20 protein-coding genes, 3 pseudogenes and 1 riboswitch are annotated in these 19,977 nt (G+C 36.1%); of the genes and pseudogenes, 7 read left to right on the top strand and 16 right to left on the bottom strand.

Annotated elements, in window-relative coordinates:
* Nucleotides 1-49: 49 nt before the first annotated feature.
* Nucleotides 50-1,453: a malonyl-CoA decarboxylase gene (locus ABWU71_RS03910; protein WP_353284843.1), complete on the bottom strand. Its 1,404-nt coding sequence runs from the start codon at nt 1,451-1,453 to the stop codon at nt 50-52.
* Between the two features lie 220 nt (nt 1,454-1,673).
* On the opposite strand from ABWU71_RS03910, the gene ABWU71_RS03905 reads away from it, so the two are divergent.
* The 3 genes from ABWU71_RS03905 (at nt 1,674) to ABWU71_RS03895 (ending at nt 3,678) form a co-directional block, all read left to right on the top strand.
* Complete coding sequence (locus ABWU71_RS03905; RefSeq protein WP_353284842.1) at nt 1,674-1,958, top strand: hypothetical protein; 285 nt, start codon at nt 1,674-1,676, stop codon at nt 1,956-1,958.
* A 61-nt stretch (nt 1,959-2,019) separates the two neighbouring features.
* Nucleotides 2,020-2,812 (top strand): IS5 family transposase gene (locus ABWU71_RS03900; RefSeq protein WP_353284841.1). Its coding sequence is split into 2 segments (ribosomal slippage): nt 2,020-2,283 and nt 2,285-2,812, totalling 792 coding nucleotides; the frame shifts between segments, so codons are not numbered across the junction.
* A gap of 73 nt (nt 2,813-2,885) precedes the next feature.
* Nucleotides 2,886-3,678, top strand: a protein-coding gene (locus ABWU71_RS03895; RefSeq protein ID WP_265023453.1) for an IS5 family transposase whose coding sequence is annotated in 2 segments (ribosomal slippage) — nt 2,886-3,149 and nt 3,151-3,678 — 792 coding nt in all. Because the reading frame shifts where the segments join, the coding sequence is not laid out codon by codon here.
* Between the two features lie 441 nt (nt 3,679-4,119).
* On the opposite strand, the gene ABWU71_RS03890 is transcribed toward ABWU71_RS03895, so the two are convergent.
* The 3 genes and pseudogenes from ABWU71_RS03890 to ABWU71_RS03880 all read right to left on the bottom strand — a co-directional run.
* Nucleotides 4,120-5,841 (bottom strand): hypothetical protein, encoded by a 1,722-nt coding sequence (locus ABWU71_RS03890; RefSeq protein ID WP_353284840.1) that lies wholly within the window; start codon nt 5,839-5,841, stop codon nt 4,120-4,122.
* Nucleotides 5,842-6,147: 306 nt separating this feature from the next.
* Complete coding sequence (locus tag ABWU71_RS03885; RefSeq protein WP_353284839.1) at nt 6,148-6,345, bottom strand: hypothetical protein; 198 nt, start codon at nt 6,343-6,345, stop codon at nt 6,148-6,150.
* Nucleotides 6,342-6,665 (bottom strand): annotated as a pseudogene (locus tag ABWU71_RS03880) (transposase); the annotation flags it as partial. The gene ABWU71_RS03885 and the pseudogene ABWU71_RS03880, both read right to left, overlap by 4 nt.
* A 100-nt stretch (nt 6,666-6,765) precedes the next feature.
* On the opposite strand from ABWU71_RS03880, the gene ABWU71_RS03875 reads away from it, so the two are divergent.
* Nucleotides 6,766-7,586, top strand: a protein-coding gene (locus ABWU71_RS03875; RefSeq protein WP_353284838.1) for an IS630 family transposase whose coding sequence is annotated in 2 segments (ribosomal slippage) — nt 6,766-7,051 and nt 7,051-7,586 — 822 coding nt in all. Because the reading frame shifts where the segments join, the coding sequence is not laid out codon by codon here.
* A gap of 28 nt (nt 7,587-7,614) precedes the next feature.
* On the opposite strand, the pseudogene ABWU71_RS03870 reads toward ABWU71_RS03875, so the two are convergent.
* A pseudogene (locus ABWU71_RS03870) lies at nt 7,615-8,086 on the bottom strand (IS5 family transposase); the annotation flags it as partial.
* Nucleotides 8,087-8,229: 143 nt separating this feature from the next.
* On the opposite strand from ABWU71_RS03870, the gene ABWU71_RS03865 reads away from it, so the two are divergent.
* A protein-coding gene (locus tag ABWU71_RS03865; RefSeq protein WP_353284076.1) for an IS630 family transposase occupies nt 8,230-9,089 on the top strand; the annotation gives its coding sequence in 2 pieces (ribosomal slippage) (nt 8,230-8,554 and nt 8,554-9,089; 861 coding nt in all).
* Between the two features lie 15 nt (nt 9,090-9,104).
* A complete protein-coding gene (locus tag ABWU71_RS03860) occupies nt 9,105-9,752 on the top strand; it encodes a hypothetical protein (RefSeq protein ID WP_353284837.1) in 648 nt (215 codons plus the stop codon).
* 26 nt (nt 9,753-9,778) lie between these two features.
* On the opposite strand, the gene ABWU71_RS03855 is transcribed toward ABWU71_RS03860, so the two are convergent.
* From ABWU71_RS03855 to ABWU71_RS03820, 7 genes are all read right to left on the bottom strand, one after another.
* Nucleotides 9,779-10,474 (bottom strand): thiamine diphosphokinase, encoded by a 696-nt coding sequence (locus tag ABWU71_RS03855; RefSeq protein WP_353284836.1) that lies wholly within the window; start codon nt 10,472-10,474, stop codon nt 9,779-9,781.
* A complete protein-coding gene (locus tag ABWU71_RS03850; protein ID WP_264707571.1) occupies nt 10,455-10,730 on the bottom strand; it encodes a SemiSWEET family sugar transporter in 276 nt (91 codons plus the stop codon). Before ABWU71_RS03850 ends, ABWU71_RS03855 begins: the two co-directional genes overlap by 20 nt.
* Nucleotides 10,719-10,821: riboswitch (TPP riboswitch) on the bottom strand. (Overlaps the previous gene by 12 nt.)
* 76 nt (nt 10,822-10,897) lie before the next feature.
* On the bottom strand, nt 10,898-11,743 hold the full coding sequence (locus tag ABWU71_RS03845) for an SPFH domain-containing protein (RefSeq protein WP_353284835.1): 846 nt from the start codon (nt 11,741-11,743) through the stop codon (nt 10,898-10,900).
* Nucleotides 11,744-11,750: 7 nt separating this feature from the next.
* Complete coding sequence (locus ABWU71_RS03840) at nt 11,751-12,611, bottom strand: M23 family metallopeptidase (RefSeq protein ID WP_410530615.1); 861 nt, start codon at nt 12,609-12,611, stop codon at nt 11,751-11,753.
* Between the two features lie 306 nt (nt 12,612-12,917).
* Entirely contained in the window at nt 12,918-13,658 is a 741-nt protein-coding gene (locus tag ABWU71_RS03830) for a YebC/PmpR family DNA-binding transcriptional regulator (protein ID WP_353284892.1), read from the bottom strand.
* Between the two features lie 59 nt (nt 13,659-13,717).
* Nucleotides 13,718-14,425, bottom strand: coding sequence for an outer membrane protein assembly factor BamD (locus ABWU71_RS03825; protein ID WP_353284832.1), 708 nt, complete (start codon nt 14,423-14,425; stop codon nt 13,718-13,720).
* Nucleotides 14,426-14,484: 59 nt separating this feature from the next.
* Nucleotides 14,485-14,625, bottom strand: coding sequence for a hypothetical protein (locus ABWU71_RS03820; protein ID WP_353284831.1), 141 nt, complete (start codon nt 14,623-14,625; stop codon nt 14,485-14,487).
* Nucleotides 14,626-14,674: 49 nt separating this feature from the next.
* Between ABWU71_RS03820 and ABWU71_RS03815 the strand changes: the two genes are divergently transcribed.
* A protein-coding gene (locus tag ABWU71_RS03815) for an IS630 family transposase (RefSeq protein ID WP_353284830.1) occupies nt 14,675-15,534 on the top strand; the annotation gives its coding sequence in 2 pieces (ribosomal slippage) (nt 14,675-14,999 and nt 14,999-15,534; 861 coding nt in all).
* A 28-nt stretch (nt 15,535-15,562) separates the two neighbouring features.
* Here ABWU71_RS03815 and ABWU71_RS03810 read toward each other — a convergent pair.
* From ABWU71_RS03810 to hflC, 4 genes and pseudogenes are all read right to left on the bottom strand, one after another.
* Nucleotides 15,563-16,582: pseudogene (locus tag ABWU71_RS03810) on the bottom strand (terminase); the annotation flags it as partial.
* Nucleotides 16,579-17,438, bottom strand: a protein-coding gene (locus ABWU71_RS03805) for an IS630 family transposase (RefSeq protein WP_353284076.1) whose coding sequence is annotated in 2 segments (ribosomal slippage) — nt 16,579-17,114 and nt 17,114-17,438 — 861 coding nt in all. Because the reading frame shifts where the segments join, the coding sequence is not laid out codon by codon here. The pseudogene ABWU71_RS03810 and the gene ABWU71_RS03805, both read right to left, overlap by 4 nt.
* Nucleotides 17,439-17,637: 199 nt before the next feature.
* Nucleotides 17,638-19,101, bottom strand: a complete 1,464-nt coding sequence (locus tag ABWU71_RS03800) for a DegQ family serine endoprotease (RefSeq protein ID WP_353284829.1) — start codon at nt 19,099-19,101, stop codon at nt 17,638-17,640.
* 3 nt (nt 19,102-19,104) lie between these two features.
* On the bottom strand, nt 19,105-19,977 hold the full coding sequence (hflC, locus tag ABWU71_RS03795; RefSeq protein WP_353284828.1) for a protease modulator HflC: 873 nt from the start codon (nt 19,975-19,977) through the stop codon (nt 19,105-19,107).

The raw sequence follows: 19,977 nt of genomic DNA, 5'->3' as shown, positions 1-19,977 counted from the left end.
ATATACATAAATATCAGGAAATGATAGCACTTATTTAACACATCTTCTATCACTCCTTTAACATAGACGACACTTTTTTCGAGCAGGAAATCACTTTATTAACCATATAGTTTTCATGATTGTTATCTATTTTAGGCAACTCATACAGATAATTTACCATCATTCCAGCCGACTGACTAATGCCCTTTTCAGAAGTATCCGCCATCCAGTTTAATTGTTTTATCGATGCACCATTGCTTAAATGGAAATGCGCCACCGGGTCATAAGCATTCCCATTACTATTATTCACTTTTAGTAAATAATATGCACATAGTTTAAGCATGCATTGTTTAGTTTCATTTGTACACTCAACATTAGTTTTTAATTGCTCTGCACTTTCTAAAATTTCTGCACTAGATTGTTTTATATTTAGTTTGCCCAATAAAGTGACATCTTGGTTTAGATTGTTTTTTAGCCATTTCGTAAAGCCAGGTATTGGAGAAAGAGTTGCGTATGTTTTTATACTTTTAAACTCCTGTGATAGCTTTTCTACAACCCTTTTGATCAAAAAATTACCAAGACTAATTCCAGATAACCCTGCTTGAGTATTTGATATTGAATAGAATATAGCAGTGCTCGCACTACTTGGATCATTTGAAGGTACCGACTCATCTAAAAGGTGTTGAATGCTATCTGCAATCTTATCCACCAATGCAACCTCTACAAAAATTAGAGGTTCGTTTGGTATCTTGTAATGAAAAAAAGCAAAACAGAGACGATCAGAGTCTAGTCTGTTTTTTAGGTCGCCCCAAGAGGAAATTTTATGCACAGCTTCATATTTTATAAGTTTTTCTAGCAATGATGCAGGTGAATCCCAGGTGATTTGACGAAGATCAAGTAGATCAACATCAACCCAAGTATAGAGTATATTTTTTAATTCGTTCTCTAGTGGATTCAAGCTTCTATATTGGTTCTTTAGCTTAAGCATGTCAGAACGCATATCAACAATAAACTTAAGGCCTTCTGGTAAAGAAATAAATTGCTTTAATATTTTAGAACGCGGTGATTCAAGAATTTTTATTAAATCCTGTTCAAATTTATAGTTTAACTCGGGATCTTGATTTTTCTTATACTCTCTAATTTTCTCATCTATTTCCGCTTTATTCGGATTAAATTTTTCTGCCAGGGTTTGTAGAAATTTTATTTTACCTTTCTCTGATAAGCTCAAGTACAGGTTACCAAGAGATACAGCGTTCTTACGTGCTGAAACCTCTCCTCCCTTTGGATTTAAGCACTCGTTCATCTTCAAGACTAAACTATCGATATCGCGACTGTTGCTTAAATCAGGACTGATGTTACCAATCCACGATCTTACAGCATCTGCCACTCCACCTAGTATTTTAAAAAAGCTTCTTACCGCTTTTTTGTCTTCAACTTTCACTATATCAGTTTTTACCAATGATTCTTTTGTCATAGATTCCCTTTATTATACATAGCTAATGCAAGTCATGGTCATACCGCCGCGGTATCTCTAGATCCCGCTAGCGAGATGAAGGTTGTCAGTAAACCCAAGTTATTTTAGCTACATATAGCTTAAGTTAAAGGAAAATTTAGCTACATAGCAGGCACTATTACTAGATTATTAATAATTCAGTAATACAATTAATTTCAGAATGTTAATGGGGAGCAAGATTATGGCAGAAGCAAAGAAAAATCCAATCGTTACATTAAACGCTCAAGCTAAAGAATTTGACTTCAGTAAATTAAGAGCTGCAGAGGATAATAAAAAAGCAAACTCTGGCGAAACAATGTACTTAGATTTCCACAGAATGAATTTCGTTATTAATGAAAAAAAAATAGATAAAAGTCTTATTATTGCGCTGAAAGAAAGAGCTTGGAATCAATATTCATGGAGAGAATTTTATCGAGATTTAACTTCTACTGATAAAAAAAACAATAAATATGGGAAAGGTTCTTAGAACCTGTACATGATCTCAAGAAAGGAATAAACTAAGAGATAATATATATAAGTTAGGATATATGAGGAGTTTATACCCAAGTGATATAAGTCGGGAAAGATTTGAGATTATGTTACCAGATCTAGAGTCCTGTAGGAAAAAAACAAAACCAAGAAAACTTGATTTGTATGATGTATTTTGTGGAGTGTTATACGTTCTGAAAAGCGGTTTTCAGTGGAGAATGCTACCAAAAGAGTTTCCAAAATGGCGCAATTGTTACGACTATTTTAAGAAGTGGAGTGAAAAACCAGATGCAGATAAAGAAAGTGTTCTGGAGCTGGTGTTAAAAAAAAATAGTTGGCGTGGTCCGACAAAACAATGGTCGGAAAGAAAAAACCAGCTTCTGCATAATTGATGCACAGAGTGTAAAAAATGCAGATACTGCTGAAGAAAAAGGCTATGATGCAGGCAAAAAGATTTCAGGAATAAAACGCCATATTGCAGTAGATACGCAAGGTTTGCCCCATGCAATTTATATAACAACAGCAGAGATAACTGACCGTAGCAGTGCTGTGAGAATGGTCGAAAATGCAAAAGAAAACCTCTCGGGAGTTAAAAATGTACTGGTTGATGCAGGCTATACTGGAGAGAATTTTGCAACTCAAATAAAAACGATTATTGGTGCAACCGTTGAAGTGATAAAAAGAAATGAATTACATTCCTTTGTTGTATTGCCCAAAAGATGGGTTGTGGAGCGATCTTTTGCTTGGTTAGAAAAGTGTAGAAGATTGTGGAAAAACTGTGAGCGAAAACTCAATACTAGCCTACAAATGGTCGTTCTGGCTTTCACTGCCTTACTTCTGAAAAGATTATGAACAGGCTCTTAGAACCTGTACATGATCTCAAGAAAGGAATAAACTAAGAGATAATATATATAAGTTAGGATATATGAGGAGTTTATACCCAAGTGATATAAGTCGGGAAAGATTTGAGATTATGTTACCAGATCTAGAGTCCTGTAGAAAAAAAACAAAACCAAGGAAACTTGATTTGTATGATGTATTTTGTGGAGTGTTATACGTTCTGAAAAGCGGTTGTCAGTGGAGAATGCTACCAAAAGAGTTTCCAAAATGGCGCAATTGTTACGACTATTTTAAGAAGTGGAGTGAAAAACCAGATGCAGATAAAGAAAGTGTTCTGGAGCTGGTGTTAAAAAAAAATAGTTGGCGTGGTCCGACAAAACAATGGTCGGAAAGAAAAAACCAGCTTCTGCATAATTGATGCACAGAGTGTAAAAAATGCAGATACTGCTGAAGAAAAAGGCTATGATGCAGGCAAAAAGATTTCAGGAATAAAACGCCATATTGCAGTAGATACGCAAGGTTTGCCCCATGCAATTTATATAACAACAGCAGAGATAACTGACCGTAGCAGTGCTGTGAGAATGGTCGAAAATGCAAAAGAAAACCTCTCGGGAGTTAAAAATGTACTGGTTGATGCAGGCTATACTGGAGAGAATTTTGCAACTCAAATAAAAACGATTATTGGTGCAACCGTTGAAGTGATAAAAAGAAATGAATTACATTCCTTTGTTGTATTGCCCAAAAGATGGGTTGTGGAGCGATCTTTTGCTTGGTTAGAAAAATGTAGAAGATTGTGGAAAAATTGTGAGCGAAAACTCAATACTAGCCTACAAATGGTCGTTCTGGCTTTCACTGCCTTACTTCTGAAAAGATTATGAACAGGCTCTAATACTGGAGACCAACTGATATGCGAAAAAAATGAAACTGCCGTAACAGAAACTGACATACAAGAACCAAATGCTTCCAACAGCCTTTCTTCTGCTGCATGTTTTAATAATGGGTCTAGCAAAGAAAATACTCATAGCTTATTTATTGAAAATGTACGCCATAGCGGTGATTGGGGGAATAGTTGGATTAGCTTGTGTGAGTTATGCGTTGTATAATGCTCTAAAGCCTAATACGACGCTAGAGAAAGTAGAAAGTGTGGAGCAGCCTATTCAGTCTTCTCTGAATCTAACATAAAAGACTATGTCTAAAAAACCATAAACGTCAAGTAGTTTTTCTTAATAAGATAATTTCTTTAGAAGAATCTCTAAATTATTAACTTAATATCTAAACAGTTATCCCACCACTGCTATCCTTTCTCAACTTGTGCTATTTTAAACTTCCACAGCCGTAGAATCAATACCATTTTTAACTTCAACATTGCTAAGTGTTGTATTTGCTTTATACGAACAGTAAAATCCTACTGCAAGAAAAGTTAATGCAGCTACAGCAAGTGTAATACATATTGCTAAATAAGGTATTGTTAAACTTGCACCAACAGCAAATGCGCCAGATAATACAAAAGAAACAGAGGCGTAATTACCTTGCCTTTTACTATGAGTGCTTGCTCCCAAGAATTTTTTATTTTTACCATTTAGCTCTTTATTTTTGCTTTCAAGTTTTTCCCGTAGATTTTTAACTCGACTCTCTAGTCCTTCACTTTTGCTTCCAGATCCATGCAGCCTTGTCTTCAGGTCATTATTTTCGCTTTTAAGTGCTTCCAGCTCTTTCCTCCTTCCTTCAAGCTGAGTCTTTGTTCCCTTAGACTCTCCAGTAAGTCGAGCCACTTCACTAGTTTTTTTATCCAAGCCTTGCTGTGTACTATTTAGCTGCTTTCCTAGTTGACGATTTTGTTCAGTCAGTTGACTATTTAGTATACTAGTATCTCGTTTTGCTTGCTTTAGATCTTTTTCTAATTGTAAAACATTTTTCTTTGCAACATCCAGCTCCCTCTTATTCTCTTTGAATTGAGCTTGTACGTTTTCAAGTGTCTTAGTTGTTTCATCTAACTGTTGATTTTTGCCTTTAAGCTGAACTTTTGTATTCTTACATTCCTCCCCAAGTTGACTGTTTTCTTGAGTAAGTTTAATTGCTTCACTAGTTTTTGTATCCAGAGCTTGATTTGCATCATCTAGCTCTTTACTTTTATTTTTAAGTTTTTCAGTAAGTGTATCTACTTCACTAGTTTTTTTATTCAAGTCTTGTGTTGCATTACTCAACTCTTCATTCCCTGTAGGTACTGTGGCTTCAGAATTACATTCGCACTTAATTTCCGTTTGAATTGATTTGTCAAGATCCTCTGTTTGTTGCTGATTAGCTGCTCTTATTTCATCAAAGAGAGTTTCTTTTGTAGAATTAAATTGTAAGACTTCCAACTTTGAGTCTTTTAGTTGTTTTACCTCATCTCTTAAGGAATTATTCATTGATATTAATTGCTTATTGTCTTCATTCGCTATATTTAGCTTTTCTTTCAGCTCTACTACTTTCCTATAGTAGTCATTTAATTCAGCTCCTTCTTGTAATGTACCTATGTTCTCTGTTTGTATACCTAGATCCTTTGTCTCTTCTGATCTTAAAATGTGTCTATGTTCGTTATTGAACTCATTTCTCCCTTGTTTCAATAGCGTATTTTCTTTAACCACTTTACTTAGATATGCCTCCGCCTTTTGCACTAAAGTTTCACATCTCATAGATGGTCCTTCTTTTTCTCTAGTTAGCTGTGCCTTTAGTCTATTAATTTCGGTTAGAAACTCTTTATTCTCTTCTTCTAATTGATCTTTTTGTTCCCACAACGCTTGATTTTTTTCATCTAAAGAAACATTTATTCTGTTTGCTATCTTTAATTCTTCTTTAAATTTGTGAATATCTTGAAATAGGTCCTCAGGATCATTTTCGTGGCAAGTTTTGCTACCACCACTCTTAATCACTTTTTCCATCTCATACATAAGATCTCTAACATCTGTTTCCAATTCTCTTAAGCATGTCAACAGTAATAAGTTGTTCTCCTGTTCTCCTAGTTCTCTTATTTTGTCGAGTGTAGTTACTATTTTTTTCACTGGAAGAGCCAGTCTACTTGCGCCAGTCACACCCATTATGTCACTTAGCTCATCCTCATTAATCGAATCGTACGAGCTACTTGTGAAAATTTGGCCGTACGGATTATCACGGCGAATCGGGGTACTCATGTTAGTTGGGTCAAACACGTCCGTGTTACTCGTGCTGGTTAGTTTACTTTGGGTACTCGCGAGAATCGATGCATCCTGCTCAGGTGCCTCATTATGATTGGATTCTTCAATTGAGTATTGCTTCAATGGAGATGACATATTATACCCCGTTTTAATTCTTCCTTGAGTTTACCATAATTAAATAGAAAGAAAAAGTGTTTTTTTGAATAAAATATTTTTGAGAGAAATACCTAATTTTAGTGTTACAGAAAATTTGTTTATTGACTTCTTTAATTCTTGCGAAATTGTAAAAAAGTACCTACCTTCGTGAGAACAATTAAACAAAAGCGGCGTTGTAAAAATAAAAACATAAAATTGTTGTAAGAGCCTGTTCATAATCTTTTCAGAAGTAAGGCAGTGAAAGCCAGAACGACCATTTGTAGGCTAGTATTGAGTTTTCGCTCACAATTTTTCCACAATCTTCTACATTTTTCTAACCAAGCAAAAGATCGCTCCACAACCCATCTTTTGGGCAATACAACAAAGGAATGTAATTCATTTCTTTTTATCACTTCAACGGTTGCACCAATAATCGTTTTTATTTGAGTTGCAAAATTCTCTCCAGTATAGCCTGCATCAACCAGTACATTTTTAACTCCCGAGAGGTTTTCTTTTGCATTTTCGACCATTCTCACAGCACTGCTACGGTCAGTTATAGCTCTTTTCATAGAAGTCCGGATGTGATAAGATAAGGATAGACGATGATAAGGAGGTTGAGTACCAGCAGCATATAGTTATGACTTAAGGAAAAAAGCAATGGAAGCGCTAGAGGAGGGAGGAAGCAGAGAAACAGTGGCAGCAAGATTTAAAATTGGACGAACTACTTTATGGGAGTGGCAGCAAAGAAGAAAAGAAACAGGAGACTTTCAATCAAAAAAACTTGGAAATGGAGGTTACAATCACAAAATTACCGACTGGGATGCCTTTGCTAAATTTGCCAGAGAAAACGGAGGAAAGACTCTGTCGGAAATGGCTAAACTTTGGGGCAACGTTAGTATCCAAACGATCCACCGAGCTCTCAGAAAAATTGGATTTACGCGCAAAAAAAGACATATGGATACAAGGAAAGAAACGAAGAAAAACGTGCTGAATTCTTAAAAATTATAGCAACAAAAGAACCAGAAAACTTAGTTTATATAGATGAGTCTGGCATTGATAACACAGAGGACTATCCATATGGGTATTGCCAGAAAGGACAGCGGTTTTATGGCCTAAAATCTGGAAAGAAAACTCAACGAATCAGTATGGTTGCAGCCTTAAGTAGAAGAAAGATAGTTGCTCCATTAACCTTTGAAGGCCACTGTAATATGGATGTTTTTAATGGATGGTTTGAGCAATTTTTGACACCGATCTTGGAACCTGGACAGACTGTCATTCTTGACAATGCTACTTTTCATAAGTCTGGTAAGATTATCGAGCTTGCTAGAGGAGTTGGTGCAGAAATTTTGTATCTGCCGCCGTATTCTCCAGATTTCAACAAAATTGAGCATCATTGGTTTGCTATAAAAAACAGAGCTAGGAAAAACATTCCTCTATTCGAATCCTTTCGTCGTGCTGTTGATTCTGCCTTCCTATGACCTGTTCGGACTATTATGAGAAATGCTATATCTCTGCTGTTGTTATATAAATTGCATGGGGCAAACCTTGCGTATCTACTGCAATATGGCGTTTTATTCCTGAAATCTTTTTGCCTGCATCATAGCCTTTTTCTTCAGCAGTATCTGCATTTTTTACACTCTGTGCATCAATTATGCAGAAGCTGGTTTTTTCTTTCCGACCATTGTTTTGTCGGACCACGCCAACTATTTTTTTTTAACACCAGCTCCAGAACACTTTCTTTATCTGCATCTGGTTTTTCACTCTACTTCTTAAAATAGTCGTAACAATTGCGCCATTTTGGAAACTCTTTTGGTAGCATTCTCCACTGACAACCGCTTTTCAGAACATATAACACTCCACAAAATACATCATACAAATCAAGTTTCCTTGGTTTTGTTTTTTTTCTACAGGACTCTAGATCTGGTAACATAATCTCAAATCTTTCCCGACTTATATCACTTGGGTATAAACTCCTCATATATCCTAACTTATATATATTATCTCTTAGTTTATTCCTTTCTTGAGATCATGTACAGGTTCTTACAGTAGTGCAGAGTTATAGCTCTTTTCATAGAAGTCCGGATGTGATAAGATAAGGATAGACGATGATAAGGAGGTTGAGTGCCAGCAGCATATAGTTATGACTTAAGGAAAAAAGCAATGGAAGCGCTAGAGGAGGGAGGAAGCAGAGAAACAGTGGCAGCAAGATTTAAAATTGGACGAACTACTTTATGGGAGTGGCAGCAAAGAAGAAAAGAAACAGGAGACTTTCAATCAAAAAAACTTGGAAATGGAGGTTACAATCACAAAATCACCGACTGGGATGCCTTTGCTAAATTTGCCAGAGAAAACGGAGGAAAGACTCTGTCGGAAATGGCTAAACTTTGGGGCAACGTTAGTATCCAAACGATCCACCGAGCTCTCAGAAAAATTGGATTTACGCGCAAAAAAAGACATATGGATACAAGGAAAGAAACGAAGAAAAACGTGCTGAATTCTTAAAAATTATAGCAACAAAAGAACCAGAAAACTTAGTTTATATAGATGAGTCTGGCATTGATAACACAGAGGACTATCCATATGGGTATTGCCAGAAAGGACAGCGGTTTTATGGCCTAAAATCTGGAAAGAAAACTCAACGAATCAGTATGGTTGCAGCCTTAAGTAGAAGAAAGATAGTTGCTCCATTAACCTTTGAAGGCCACTGTAATATGGATGTTTTTAATGGATGGTTTGAGCAATTTTTGACACCGATCTTGGAACCTGGACAGACTGTCATTCTTGACAATGCTACTTTTCATAAGTCTGGTAAGATTATCGAGCTTGCTAGAGGAGTTGGTGCAGAAATTTTGTATCTGCCGCCGTATTCTCCAGATTTCAACAAAATTGAGCATCATTGGTTTGCTATAAAAAACAGAGCTAGGAAAAACATTCCTCTATTCGAATCCTTTCGTCGTGCTGTTGATTCTGCCTTCCTATGACCTGTTCGGACTATTATGAGAAATGCTATAGTTCCTCTATTGCAAAAAGAAGTACATGAAAACAAGAATTACCGCTCAATTGCAAAAGAAATTTTCAAGGAAATGTTTGGATATGCTGGAGCAAAAGTTCCAAGTGACCCCATTTTAGAAGAGCTAGTCACTAATTGTAATCAAGCAGGGTATGGAGCTGGTATATTTAATGAGTATCACGCTGCGCTCAGCAGTTACAGCTTAACTCCACACAATCCTGAAAAAGCACTAAATATCTACTACATTGACCATAATCACATAAAAATTAAGTCTGATATGGCAATACCTATAACTACATTTGACAATCCAGAAGAAAAAATATGTGATCTATCCAGCTCACTAGAATTCACACTTGAGTCTCAAGATGGTAAAGATGGTGTAACATATAAAGATGGTAAATTATCACTTACTGCTCCTGAAGAGCTAAAAAACTATCAAGAGGGTGAAAAGAGTTTGTTTGACATTATTAAAGAATATTTCCAAAAATTCTGCGAAAAGTTAGGATTTAAATTCGAAGCGAATACACAAATAAAACGAAATTTAAGGAATCCACTGAAAGCAGACAGTCGCCTGGAAAGTGTGGAACTGCCTATTCATAGTAATGGTCATGTTCATGGTAGTCAAGAATTGTAGTTACTGGATTCTCTAATCTTCGCTTCCTAACTTGATGATGCACATGATTTTTGGTACATTCCAGCATCATCTACTGTCTCTAAATAAATCATTGCTAGACATATACCACTGTGTACTTCTACGGATACCTTATTGCCTAAACTTCGATTAAAGCAAGAATTTTTTCCCGGAAAAGCAAGATTACTAAGGTGCAGTTCCCATTTTAATCCTTTAGTTGATATTTGAGCTCTCGGTATACCAAGTAAAAATATTTTAGTATTTTTTGGCAAAGAAAAAAAATGGGTAATACCTTTTTGTAAGGTGTAACCTACCATGGGAGGTGAAGGTGTGTAAAAGATACTACCTGTACTTAGAAAAACGTTAATATTTTGTAGTATATGATCAATTGCTCCTCCAGTAATACCTGTTATTATCGATGGCAGTAACTTCATTGTCTTTAAATGGGCTATGGCTTTAGAAAAGTCACAATAATCTTGATCAGGTAGGTATATCGTATTCAAATTAGCACGTAAATCCAGATTTACGCTATCCAAATCTCCTACTACAAGATCAGGTTTTACGCCAATTGATAGAAGCTTGTTTGCTCCTCCATCTACAGCAATAATAGGTATATCTCGTTTAAAAAACGATGAGCTCGGTATTTTTCCATTTAGCACTACAATAGAACGATATTGTTGTTGTGTACTGCAGTGCAGCACATGATCATGGTGCAGGTTTTGCATCGTAGTAACATTTTTGAATAATTGATATTATGCTAATCACTAATCCAGCAATATTGCTAAGCACCACAAAAATTGAGCTCTGGTAAAGACCATAGCCAATCCAAGACAATAAACAAATAAGATAGTTTACTAACATTAACATCGATACATCACGAGTAACTTTAGTGATATATGCTTTATATACTTGAGGTGATAATCCAATTAGAGATGCAATTAACGCAATGAAGCCGAAGCATTCTTCAATATTTATATACATACATTTTCCTACGCTTGCTTTAACAATATCAGGTTCAAAGGGTTGTACTTTATGTACTCTCAGCTTTTCTAGAGCACCCCTAATGCGTGTAATTTATAACATCATTTAGTCTATTAATCAAGAAATTAATAGTGACTTGCATTTATGAAACCCAATCGGCTTCTATGCTAATTATTATCCAAACTAATCGTCGGTTGTGCATCTTGCTCAGAGATTAGGGCAATCAGCAAATTATTTATCAATTGAACTTTTTGCTTGCCATCTAATTGTAAGCTTTTATTTTTTTCAAAATGAGCTATTACTTCCTCAGTAATCCCTATTGCATTTTGCACTATATGCCTTCTTGCCGAAGTGATAGCATGTGCTTGTTGACGCCTTAACATTGCTTGTGCAATCTCGGATGAATACGCCAAATGCGATATTCTCGCTTCTGTAATCTCAATTCCTGCAATATCTAATCTTTGTTGTAACATTGACTGCAATTCACTCGAAATTTTATCAGAATTTTTACGTAAAGACTCCTCATCGCTTTCGCTGTCATACGGATAGTTACTAGCTAATTCTCTTATTACTGAGTCACTTTGTACAAAAACAAATTCGTGATAGTTGTTAACATTATAATACGCCTTTGCAGGACTGCTCACTCTCCAAACAATTACTGCTGAAATCTCTATTGGACTTCCGTTTGCATCATTAACTTTTATTTTTTCTGTGTTAATATTCTGAAATTTTAGGGAAACTATATATTTGCTTGAAAAGGGAAGCGTTACACATATTCCAGACTTAAAATAAGTTCCAATATAATGACCAAAAAATTCTATCACTCTTGCTTCATTAGGGTCATTAATAAAAAATCCTTGAAGAAAGGTCAAAATTGAAACGGCAGCAACTCCAAGTGCAATTGTGCTGTCATATGCCAAAAAAAGCAGCAATAAAATTAATCCTAGCGCTATTAGTACAGGAAAAGCCCGAATTTGACTCAAATTTCTATCGTTTATCGTATTCTTATCCATATTGTCTTTAAACTTCTTTTTCACTTGAACCCTCTCTGTTGATCGTTTTATTTATCTTATTTACAAATAGTTTAAACTCTCTTAATTCATGATCAGGCAATTTTACTTCAGTTTTATGCGCCGTCGTAAGCGGATCGATGTGTTTGCCGTTATATATAACTTCGTAATGTAAATGGGGTCCTGTTGCAACACCAGTGCTACCAACATAGGCGATGACCTGCCCCTGCTTTACTTTAGAGCCTAACTTTATATCGCCACTAAATCTACTTACATGCGCGTAACAGGTTGAATATTCATTTTTGTGTTTTATTTTGATGTAATTTCCATAGCCACCATTCTTTCCTATATATTCTACCACACCCTCTGCAGCAGCGTATATGGGAGTGCCAAGTTTGGCTGCATAATCCACTCCTTTGTGAAAAGCAATTTTACCGCGAACAGGATGCTTTCTATTGCCAAATTTTGAGGATATGCGATAATCTCCATTTAAAGGATTTGCAAAAATTTCGCCATTTTTTAAGCTTATTCCTTCATTATTAAAATACCTTTCTTTGCCGTCTTGCGATTTATAATGATATAAACTAATAGCTTTCTTGTTTATTGTCAGTGAAGCATATAAAATTTTTTCTTCAGTCTTCTGATTATTAGGCAATCTCTCAAAAAGAACCTCCAATTTACTCTTCGGCACAATGTCTTTTTTAAAATCAACACCGAAATCTTTATATATGTTGATCAATTTCACCACTGTATTTGGCGCCAACCCTTGCTCAATTCCCGTGGCAAAAAAGGAAGATTTTATGGTACTGGATATGAATAATAATCTTCTATCATGGTTGCTTTCTGTCACCTCAAAATCCTCTCCTGTCATTCCAGCGCTTGACACTGGAATCCAGTTGGTGTGTCCATTTGTAATTGAATTTTCTGGATCCCAGTGTCTAGGCACACAACTGTACGAACATTGCAATTTGCGGGTGGTGTCATTCCAGTGCTTGACACTGGAATCCAGCTCTTTGACTGACAATGCTGCATAGTGTGCTTGAATTTTTCTGGATCCCAGTGTCTGGGCACTGGGATGACACCCTACACACTGGAACAGCACTGCAAGATCTGTTGATGTTTCAGCGGTATATAACGGTAAGATAAAGAGCAGTATAAATATAATCAGCTTCATCATTTAAACAGCATCAACAAAAGTAAAATTACCTTCCACATACTGTACATCATCATTATCTTCCAGCTCTTCAACCAATGCAGATAATTTATCAATCAACTCTTTATTGCTCATTTCAATCAGATCTTTTGGCTGCCATGAGAGACGAGCAAGTTCTGGTTCTCCGAATTTTGCATAAAAGGCATCGCGTACTTTACCAAAATCTTTTATTCCACAAGTTATAACGTGTAATCCTTCTTTGTCATTTTCCTCAACATTCAATACTTCTAATTCGATTCCATGACTGAATAAATCGTCAAAATTCACACCCTCTGCTTTATAGACGATTAAGCCTACATGATCGAAAAGGTAACTAACACTTCCTGTTTCTCCTAAATTTCCACCTTTACGAGAAAAGATATAACGCACCTCAGAAGCAGTTCGGTTGCGGTTATTAGTCAAGGCATGGACAATGAGTGCAGTGCCAGAAGGCCCATGACCTTCATATTGTATTTCTTCGTAATTTTCTCCAGCAACGTCACCAGTTGCATTTTTTATTGCTGTTTCTATTTTATCTTTTGGTAGATTTTCCTTGCGTGCAGCAAATATAGCAGAGCGAAGGCGCGGGTTGAGTTCGGGATCGGGTAGCCCTTGCTTTGCAGCAACTGCTATTTCTCTAATCAGCTTCGTAAATTTTTGAGAGCGTTTTGCATCCTGAGCGCCTTTCCGATGTTTTATATTTGAAAATTGTGAATGACCAGCCATATTCAAGTAGTTAAAAACCTAATTATATATCAAAGCATAGAAAAAGCTAAAGCAAATTTTCAAGCCTCCGGCTTGGCATCTTGCAGGTTTTCTGCTAATAACATACTTTCATACTGCTCAGCTTCTAAGTCAAGGCCAAGAGCTGAATGGGCTGCTATTAAATAGTTAATAGACTTAGAAAAATATTTAGAATCCTTATAGCTTGCTATATTCTGGAAACGCTTAATTGCTGCTAAATATTCACCACGCTTCAGGTAAAATTTACCGATAGAATACTCTTTTGTTGATATATGCTCTGTGATTAATTTTGCTTTTTCCTTGATTTCATCTATATATTCGCTGTCTGGGAAGAGGTTAATGTACTCTGTAGCCAGCTCTAAAGTTTTATATGCAGTTTGCTGTCCAAGTTGCACTTTATTAATTTGCATGTAATAAAATAATACTCTTAAGTAGTATACATATGGTAAATCTTCACCATTTGGATAAACATATATATAATCATCCATATCACTTGCAGCACTGCTATAGTCACCCATATTATAATGGGACACACCAGATAATAATTTTGCTTTCCTTGCCCAATAAGAGAAAGGATACAAATCCTCTATCTTTTGAAATGCCCTAATAGCTTGTTTATATTTTTTCTGGTCAAAAAGTTCAACTGCTTCTTCATATAGTTCAGTTTCAGTTTTTTCAAGATCACTCGCATGTGACTGCGTAAAGGAGCAAACCAGAAAAATAAAGCACGTGATTAAAGTCTTATACATAAGATTTTTTTCGATCAAAATAAAGTATAGACCTAAATATTACTTAAATAAATAAATTTCTACCAGGCAATGGCCGGCCCCTGCCCTTCCTCTTTACAACTACGGTCAGAACTACCTGCATTCCTCGATTTACCTTGTCCTTCCACTTTTGGATCTTTCAGCGTTTTGCTGTAGGAATGTATAGTTATAGCTCTTTTCATAGAAGTCCGGATGTGATAAGATAAGGATAGACGATGATAAGGAGGTTGAGTGCCAGCAGCATATAGTTATGACTTAAGGAAAAAAGCAATGGAAGCGCTAGAGGAGGGAGGAAGCAGAGAAACAGTGGCAGCAAGATTTAAAATTGGACGAACTACTTTATGGGAGTGGCAGCAAAGAAGAAAAGAAACAGGAGACTTTCAATCAAAAAAACTTGGAAATGGAGGTTACAATCACAAAATCACCGACTGGGATGCCTTTGCTAAATTTGCCAGAGAAAACGGAGGAAAGACTCTGTCGGAAATGGCTAAACTTTGTGGCAACGTTAGTATCCAAACGATCCACCGAGCTCTCAGAAAAATTGGATTTACGCGCAAAAAAAGACATATGGATACAAGGAAAGAAACGAAGAAAAACGTGCTGAATTCTTAAAAATTATAGCAACAAAAGAACCAGAAAACTTAGTTTATATAGATGAGTCTGGCATTGATAACACAGAGGACTATCCATATGGGTATTGCCAGAAAGGACAGCGTTTTTATGGCCTAAAATCTGGAAAGAAAACTCAACGAATCAGTATGGTTGCAGCCTTAAGTAGAAGAAAGATAGTTGCTCCATTAACCTTTGAAGGCCACTGTAATATGGATGTTCTTAATGGATGGTTTGAGCAATTTTTGACACCGATCTTGGAACCTGGACAGACTGTCATTCTTGACAATGCTACTTTTCATAAGTCTGGTAAGATTATCGAGCTTGCTAGAGGAGTTGGTGCAGAAATTTTGTATCTGCCGCCGTATTCTCCAGATTTCAACAAAATTGAGCATCATTGGTTTGCTATAAAAAACAGAGCTAGGAAAAACATTCCTCTATTCGAATCCTTTCGTCGTGCTGTTGATTCTGCCTTCCTATGACCTGTTCGGACTATTATGAGAAATGCTATAAATAGAATTTGTTATCTATTTTTGCCCAGGTGGTGCAGACGCTAAAGTCGCTGGAATCGTTTGTTGAAACTGCAGTGTCCCAGCTTTGAGTTACATGTGAGAGATTATCAGGGAAATTTTTATAGCGCTTTAGCCACTCTTGTTTTATTATACCACTTGAAAGCGGCAGAGGATTTTGTTGATATTGAGCAGCAAAAGTGTAACTCCCGAGTTCAACTTTTATCATCTCAACTTCTTCTCTTCCTCCCTCCAGGGGATATAATAATTCATTTTCTTCTCTTGAATATAAACCTTTTTCTTGTGTAATAATTGAGTCGATTATCTCCACTTTTTCAGAAATCATTGGCAAACAAATGTGATGCCATATGTTTTTTGGCTTGGATAAGAGGTGCCCTGTTAAGTCTTCCAGGTGGAGCCTATGCATCACAAGCACAATTACTCCTTTTTTTCTATCGTTGAGTCTCGTTACCAAAGTCTGATCGAACCAGTTTGTGGCACGTTTTCTAAATGTTTCACTCAAAGCTTGAGCAGGGTTAAGCGGATCATCCACAATAATAAAGTCACCACCTTCACCGGTTAATGTTCCTCCAACTGATGTTGCGATTCTGTATCCTCTCTGCACTGTTTGGAATTTATATTTAGTGTTCTGGTCTTTGGATAGTTCTACCTCTGGAAATAGCTTTTTATACCAATCAGATTGCATTATGTACCTCGTATCGAGCGAATGTTTTTTGCTAAGCAACTTAGAATAACTTGCAACTATTATTCTTGCAGTTGGCTGATTTCCCAGTATCCATGCGGGCCACGCAACACTCACACATATGGACTTCATTGAACGCGGAGGCATATTGAATATTATGCGCCTTACTTCGCCAGCATTCGCTGCTTTCAGCCTGTCTGCTATGACTTTTATGTACTGATAATCATTATACTTACATCCCGGCACCACCGTTTGAAAGCACAGTTCAATGAATTTTGGAAAGTTATAGCATTTCTCATAATAGTCCGAACAGGTCATAGGAAGGCAGAATCAACAGCACGACGAAAGGATTCGAATAGAGGAATGTTTTTCCTAGCTCTGTTTTTTATAGCAAACCAATGATGCTCAATTTTGTTGAAATCTGGAGAATACGGCGGCAGATACAAAATTTCTGCACCAACTCCTCTAGCAAGCTCGATAATCTTACCAGACTTATGAAAAGTAGCATTGTCAAGAATGACAGTCTGTCCAGGTTCCAAGATCGGTGTCAAAAATTGCTCAAACCATCCATTAAAAACATCCATATTACAGTGGCCTTCAAAGGTTAATGGAGCAACTATCTTTCTTCTACTTAAGGCTGCAACCATACTGATTCGTTGAGTTTTCTTTCCAGATTTTAGGCCATAAAACCGCTGTCCTTTCTGGCAATACCCATATGGATAGTCCTCTGTGTTATCAATGCCAGACTCATCTATATAAACTAAGTTTTCTGGTTCTTTTGTTGCTATAATTTTTAAGAATTCAGCACGTTTTTCTTCGTTTCTTTCCTTGTATCCATATGTCTTTTTTTGCGCGTAAATCCAATTTTTCTGAGAGCTCGGTGGATCGTTTGGATACTAACGTTGCCCCAAAGTTTAGCCATTTCCGACAGAGTCTTTCCTCCGTTTTCTCTGGCAAATTTAGCAAAGGCATCCCAGTCGGTGATTTTGTGATTGTAACCTCCATTTCCAAGTTTTTTTGATTGAAAGTCTCCTGTTTCTTTTCTTCTTTGCTGCCACTCCCATAAAGTAGTTCGTCCAATTTTAAATCTTGCTGCCACTGTTTCTCTGCTTCCTCCCTCCTCTAGCGCTTCCATTGCTTTTTTCCTTAAGTCATAACTATATGCTGCTGGCACTCAACCTCCTTATCATCGTCTATCCTTACCTTATCACATCCGGACTTCTATGAAAAGAGCTATAATTTTATTCATATGTATATTTTAGTGAATAGGATGTAGACTTTAATAGTTTTGATTTGTCTTATAAGATTGAGGTGTTACAATTGCAGGCTTACAACGCTGCTGCTTTGTGAGTTTAGTAAATAACCTACGAGTGCTATTTCTTCAACCTTATTGAAGTGAAAAACTGATTTCCATTGCGGTAAATGAGCAACATTATTGAATCTTTACCGTTTTTCTTTACTGCTGAATCAACTTGTTTTTGAAAATCATTAGTATTTTCTATATCGGTTCCATCTAATTGGATAATAATGTCTCCTTTTTTAATACCACGCAGCGTGGCATTACTGTTACTATCTACATTGGTAACTATCACACCTTTTGTAGGATTACTTTCTTTTGATTCTTTTGGCAGGTTTGAAACAGTTAAACCAGTTATGTAATCGGATGTTGATTTATTTTCTTCTTGATTATTACCTTGACCATCGTTTGCAGATTCTTCAATCACAACCTTAATATTGACCTCTTTGCTCTTTCTAAGTAACTTAATTTGTACTTTTTTTCCAGGTTCAGTTCTTGAAACCATTTGAGGCAGTTGTGTCATTCTATCAATTTTTTTATCATTAAATTCTAATAATATGTCACCCACCTTAATTCCACCTTTTTCTGCAGGGCTATCCTTTACTATACTTGCAACCAATGCACCTTTTGTATCTTTTAAACCCAAGGACTTAGCGAATTCTTTCGTTATAGGCTGAACTTGCACACCAAGCCAACCATGTTTTATTTTTTTGCCACTTTTTAATGTGTCAATAATTGACATAGCTGAATTAGATGGTATAGCAAAGCCTATACCCACATTGCCGCCAGACTCAGATGGGGAATAGATAGCGGTGTTAATGCCTATAACTTTTCCATTTAAATCAAATAATGGCCCTCCAGAATTGCCTCTATTAATTGCAGCATCAGTTTGAATAAATTCATTCATAGTGCCGATACTAATGTCTCTAGACCTTGCAGATATAATTCCCTTGCTAACAGAACCACCCAAACCAAATGGGTTACCTATTGCCATAACTGTATCACCAGCCCTTGCTGTATCAGAATTACCGAATGCAACAAAAGGAAGATCTTTATCAGAGTGAATCTTAAGCACAGCAAGATCAGTTCTTGCGTCATAGCCTAAAACTTCTGCTTTAAAATGAGTATTATCATTCATAGTAACTGTGATATCTTGGGCGTTTTTAATAACGTGATAATTGGTTACTATGGTTCCACCTTTATCTATAATAAACCCAGAGCCAAGCAACACCACCTCTCTGTTAACACTAGGGCCCCTATCCATAAAAAACTGATCAAAGTGCTCAAAAAACTCTCTAAAATCATCAAAGAAATTATTTCTTGGCATAAGAGGAGTTTTAGTTCTATTATTACTTTCTTGTTTGATTATTTGTTCGCTTGAAATATTTACAACCGCAGGAATGAGTTCTTCCACTAAATCGGCACGGTTGAATGCAGGATCAACAACTTTTTTTGCGTTCCAGTTGAACACATTAGCGTATGAAGAAAACGCAATTAAAAAATATGCAAATATAGATAAAGTAAATGCCTTACTTTTCATAGACTATTTCCACCCCTTATTTAAAATATCTAAAAAGTTATTGTTTGGTGAAAGTACAAATTTAGTATTATTTTCGGCAAATGATTTACTGTAAGCGCTCATAGAGCGATAAAAGTTAAAGAACTCTTCATCAACCTTAAATGCCTCATTATAAATTCTAGTTGCTTCAGCATAACCACGGCCCCTTATTTCGTACGATTCTTTTACTGCACTGGAGATAATTTCCCTTTTTAATTTATCAGCTTTTGATCTAACTTCCTGCCCAGCTTGCTCTCCTTCTGCTCTAATTTCTTTTGCTTCTTTTTCCCTTTCAGTTTGCATACGGCGAAATATTGCAGAACTATTTTCTTCTGGTAAATCTGCTCTCTTAATTCTTACATCTATTATTTCTATGCCAAATTTTTCAGCTTCAGAATAAACTCCACGCTGAATCAATTGCATAACCTCTGATCTTTTTTCGTTCAACAAGCTAATCAACGAAAATCTGCCTATATTTTCTCTTATGTGTGCTTCTATAACCGGATATAATCTTCTAACCAGCCCTGATTCATTCCTCACAGCCTGGTAAAAAGTAACAGGATTTGTTATTTTATATTTTGCATATGCATCTACTATAATACGTTTTTGATCCGCTGTTATCACTTCTCTTGGGGTCTTATCAGGACTTAAATCTAAAACTCTTTTATCAAGAAACTCTACACTATTTATGAATGGTAACTTAAAATATAAGCCACTTTCCCTAACATCTCTTACAACTTTACCGAGTTGTATAACTATCGCTTGCTTTGTTTCTTGCACAACAAATATTGAATTAAATAAAACAATCAATAAAACAACAAATACAGAAACAAAAACAATTTTAATATTAATATTCAT

Source organism: Wolbachia endosymbiont (group A) of Lasioglossum fulvicorne (assembly GCF_964028605.1).
Taxonomy (GTDB): domain Bacteria; phylum Pseudomonadota; class Alphaproteobacteria; order Rickettsiales; family Anaplasmataceae; genus Wolbachia.
This window is presented reverse-complemented; position numbering and strand designations above follow the sequence as displayed.

Excerpts from the sequence above, each read along its gene's own strand:
- ABWU71_RS03825 (WP_353284832.1), bottom strand. The coding sequence starts at position 14,425 with ATGTATAAGACTTTAATCACGTGCTTTATTTTTCTGGTTTGCTCCTTT.
- ABWU71_RS03885 (WP_353284839.1), bottom strand. The coding sequence starts at position 6,345 with ATGAACAGGCTCTTACAACAATTTTATGTTTTTATTTTTACAACGCCG.
- ABWU71_RS03860 (WP_353284837.1), top strand. The coding sequence starts at position 9,105 with ATGAGAAATGCTATAGTTCCTCTATTGCAAAAAGAAGTACATGAAAAC.
- ABWU71_RS03820 (WP_353284831.1), bottom strand. The coding sequence starts at position 14,625 with ATGAAAAGAGCTATAACTATACATTCCTACAGCAAAACGCTGAAAGAT.
- ABWU71_RS03910 (WP_353284843.1), bottom strand. The coding sequence starts at position 1,453 with ATGACAAAAGAATCATTGGTAAAAACTGATATAGTGAAAGTTGAAGAC.
- ABWU71_RS03850 (WP_264707571.1), bottom strand. The coding sequence starts at position 10,730 with ATGTATATAAATATTGAAGAATGCTTCGGCTTCATTGCGTTAATTGCA.
- hflC (WP_353284828.1), bottom strand. The coding sequence starts at position 19,977 with ATGAATATTAATATTAAAATTGTTTTTGTTTCTGTATTTGTTGTTTTA.
- ABWU71_RS03800 (WP_353284829.1), bottom strand. The coding sequence starts at position 19,101 with ATGAAAAGTAAGGCATTTACTTTATCTATATTTGCATATTTTTTAATT.
- ABWU71_RS03855 (WP_353284836.1), bottom strand. The coding sequence starts at position 10,474 with ATGCAAAACCTGCACCATGATCATGTGCTGCACTGCAGTACACAACAA.
- ABWU71_RS03840 (WP_410530615.1), bottom strand. The coding sequence starts at position 12,611 with ATGACAGGAGAGGATTTTGAGGTGACAGAAAGCAACCATGATAGAAGA.
- ABWU71_RS03905 (WP_353284842.1), top strand. The coding sequence starts at position 1,674 with ATGGCAGAAGCAAAGAAAAATCCAATCGTTACATTAAACGCTCAAGCT.
- ABWU71_RS03845 (WP_353284835.1), bottom strand. The coding sequence starts at position 11,743 with ATGGATAAGAATACGATAAACGATAGAAATTTGAGTCAAATTCGGGCT.
- ABWU71_RS03830 (WP_353284892.1), bottom strand. The coding sequence starts at position 13,658 with ATGGCTGGTCATTCACAATTTTCAAATATAAAACATCGGAAAGGCGCT.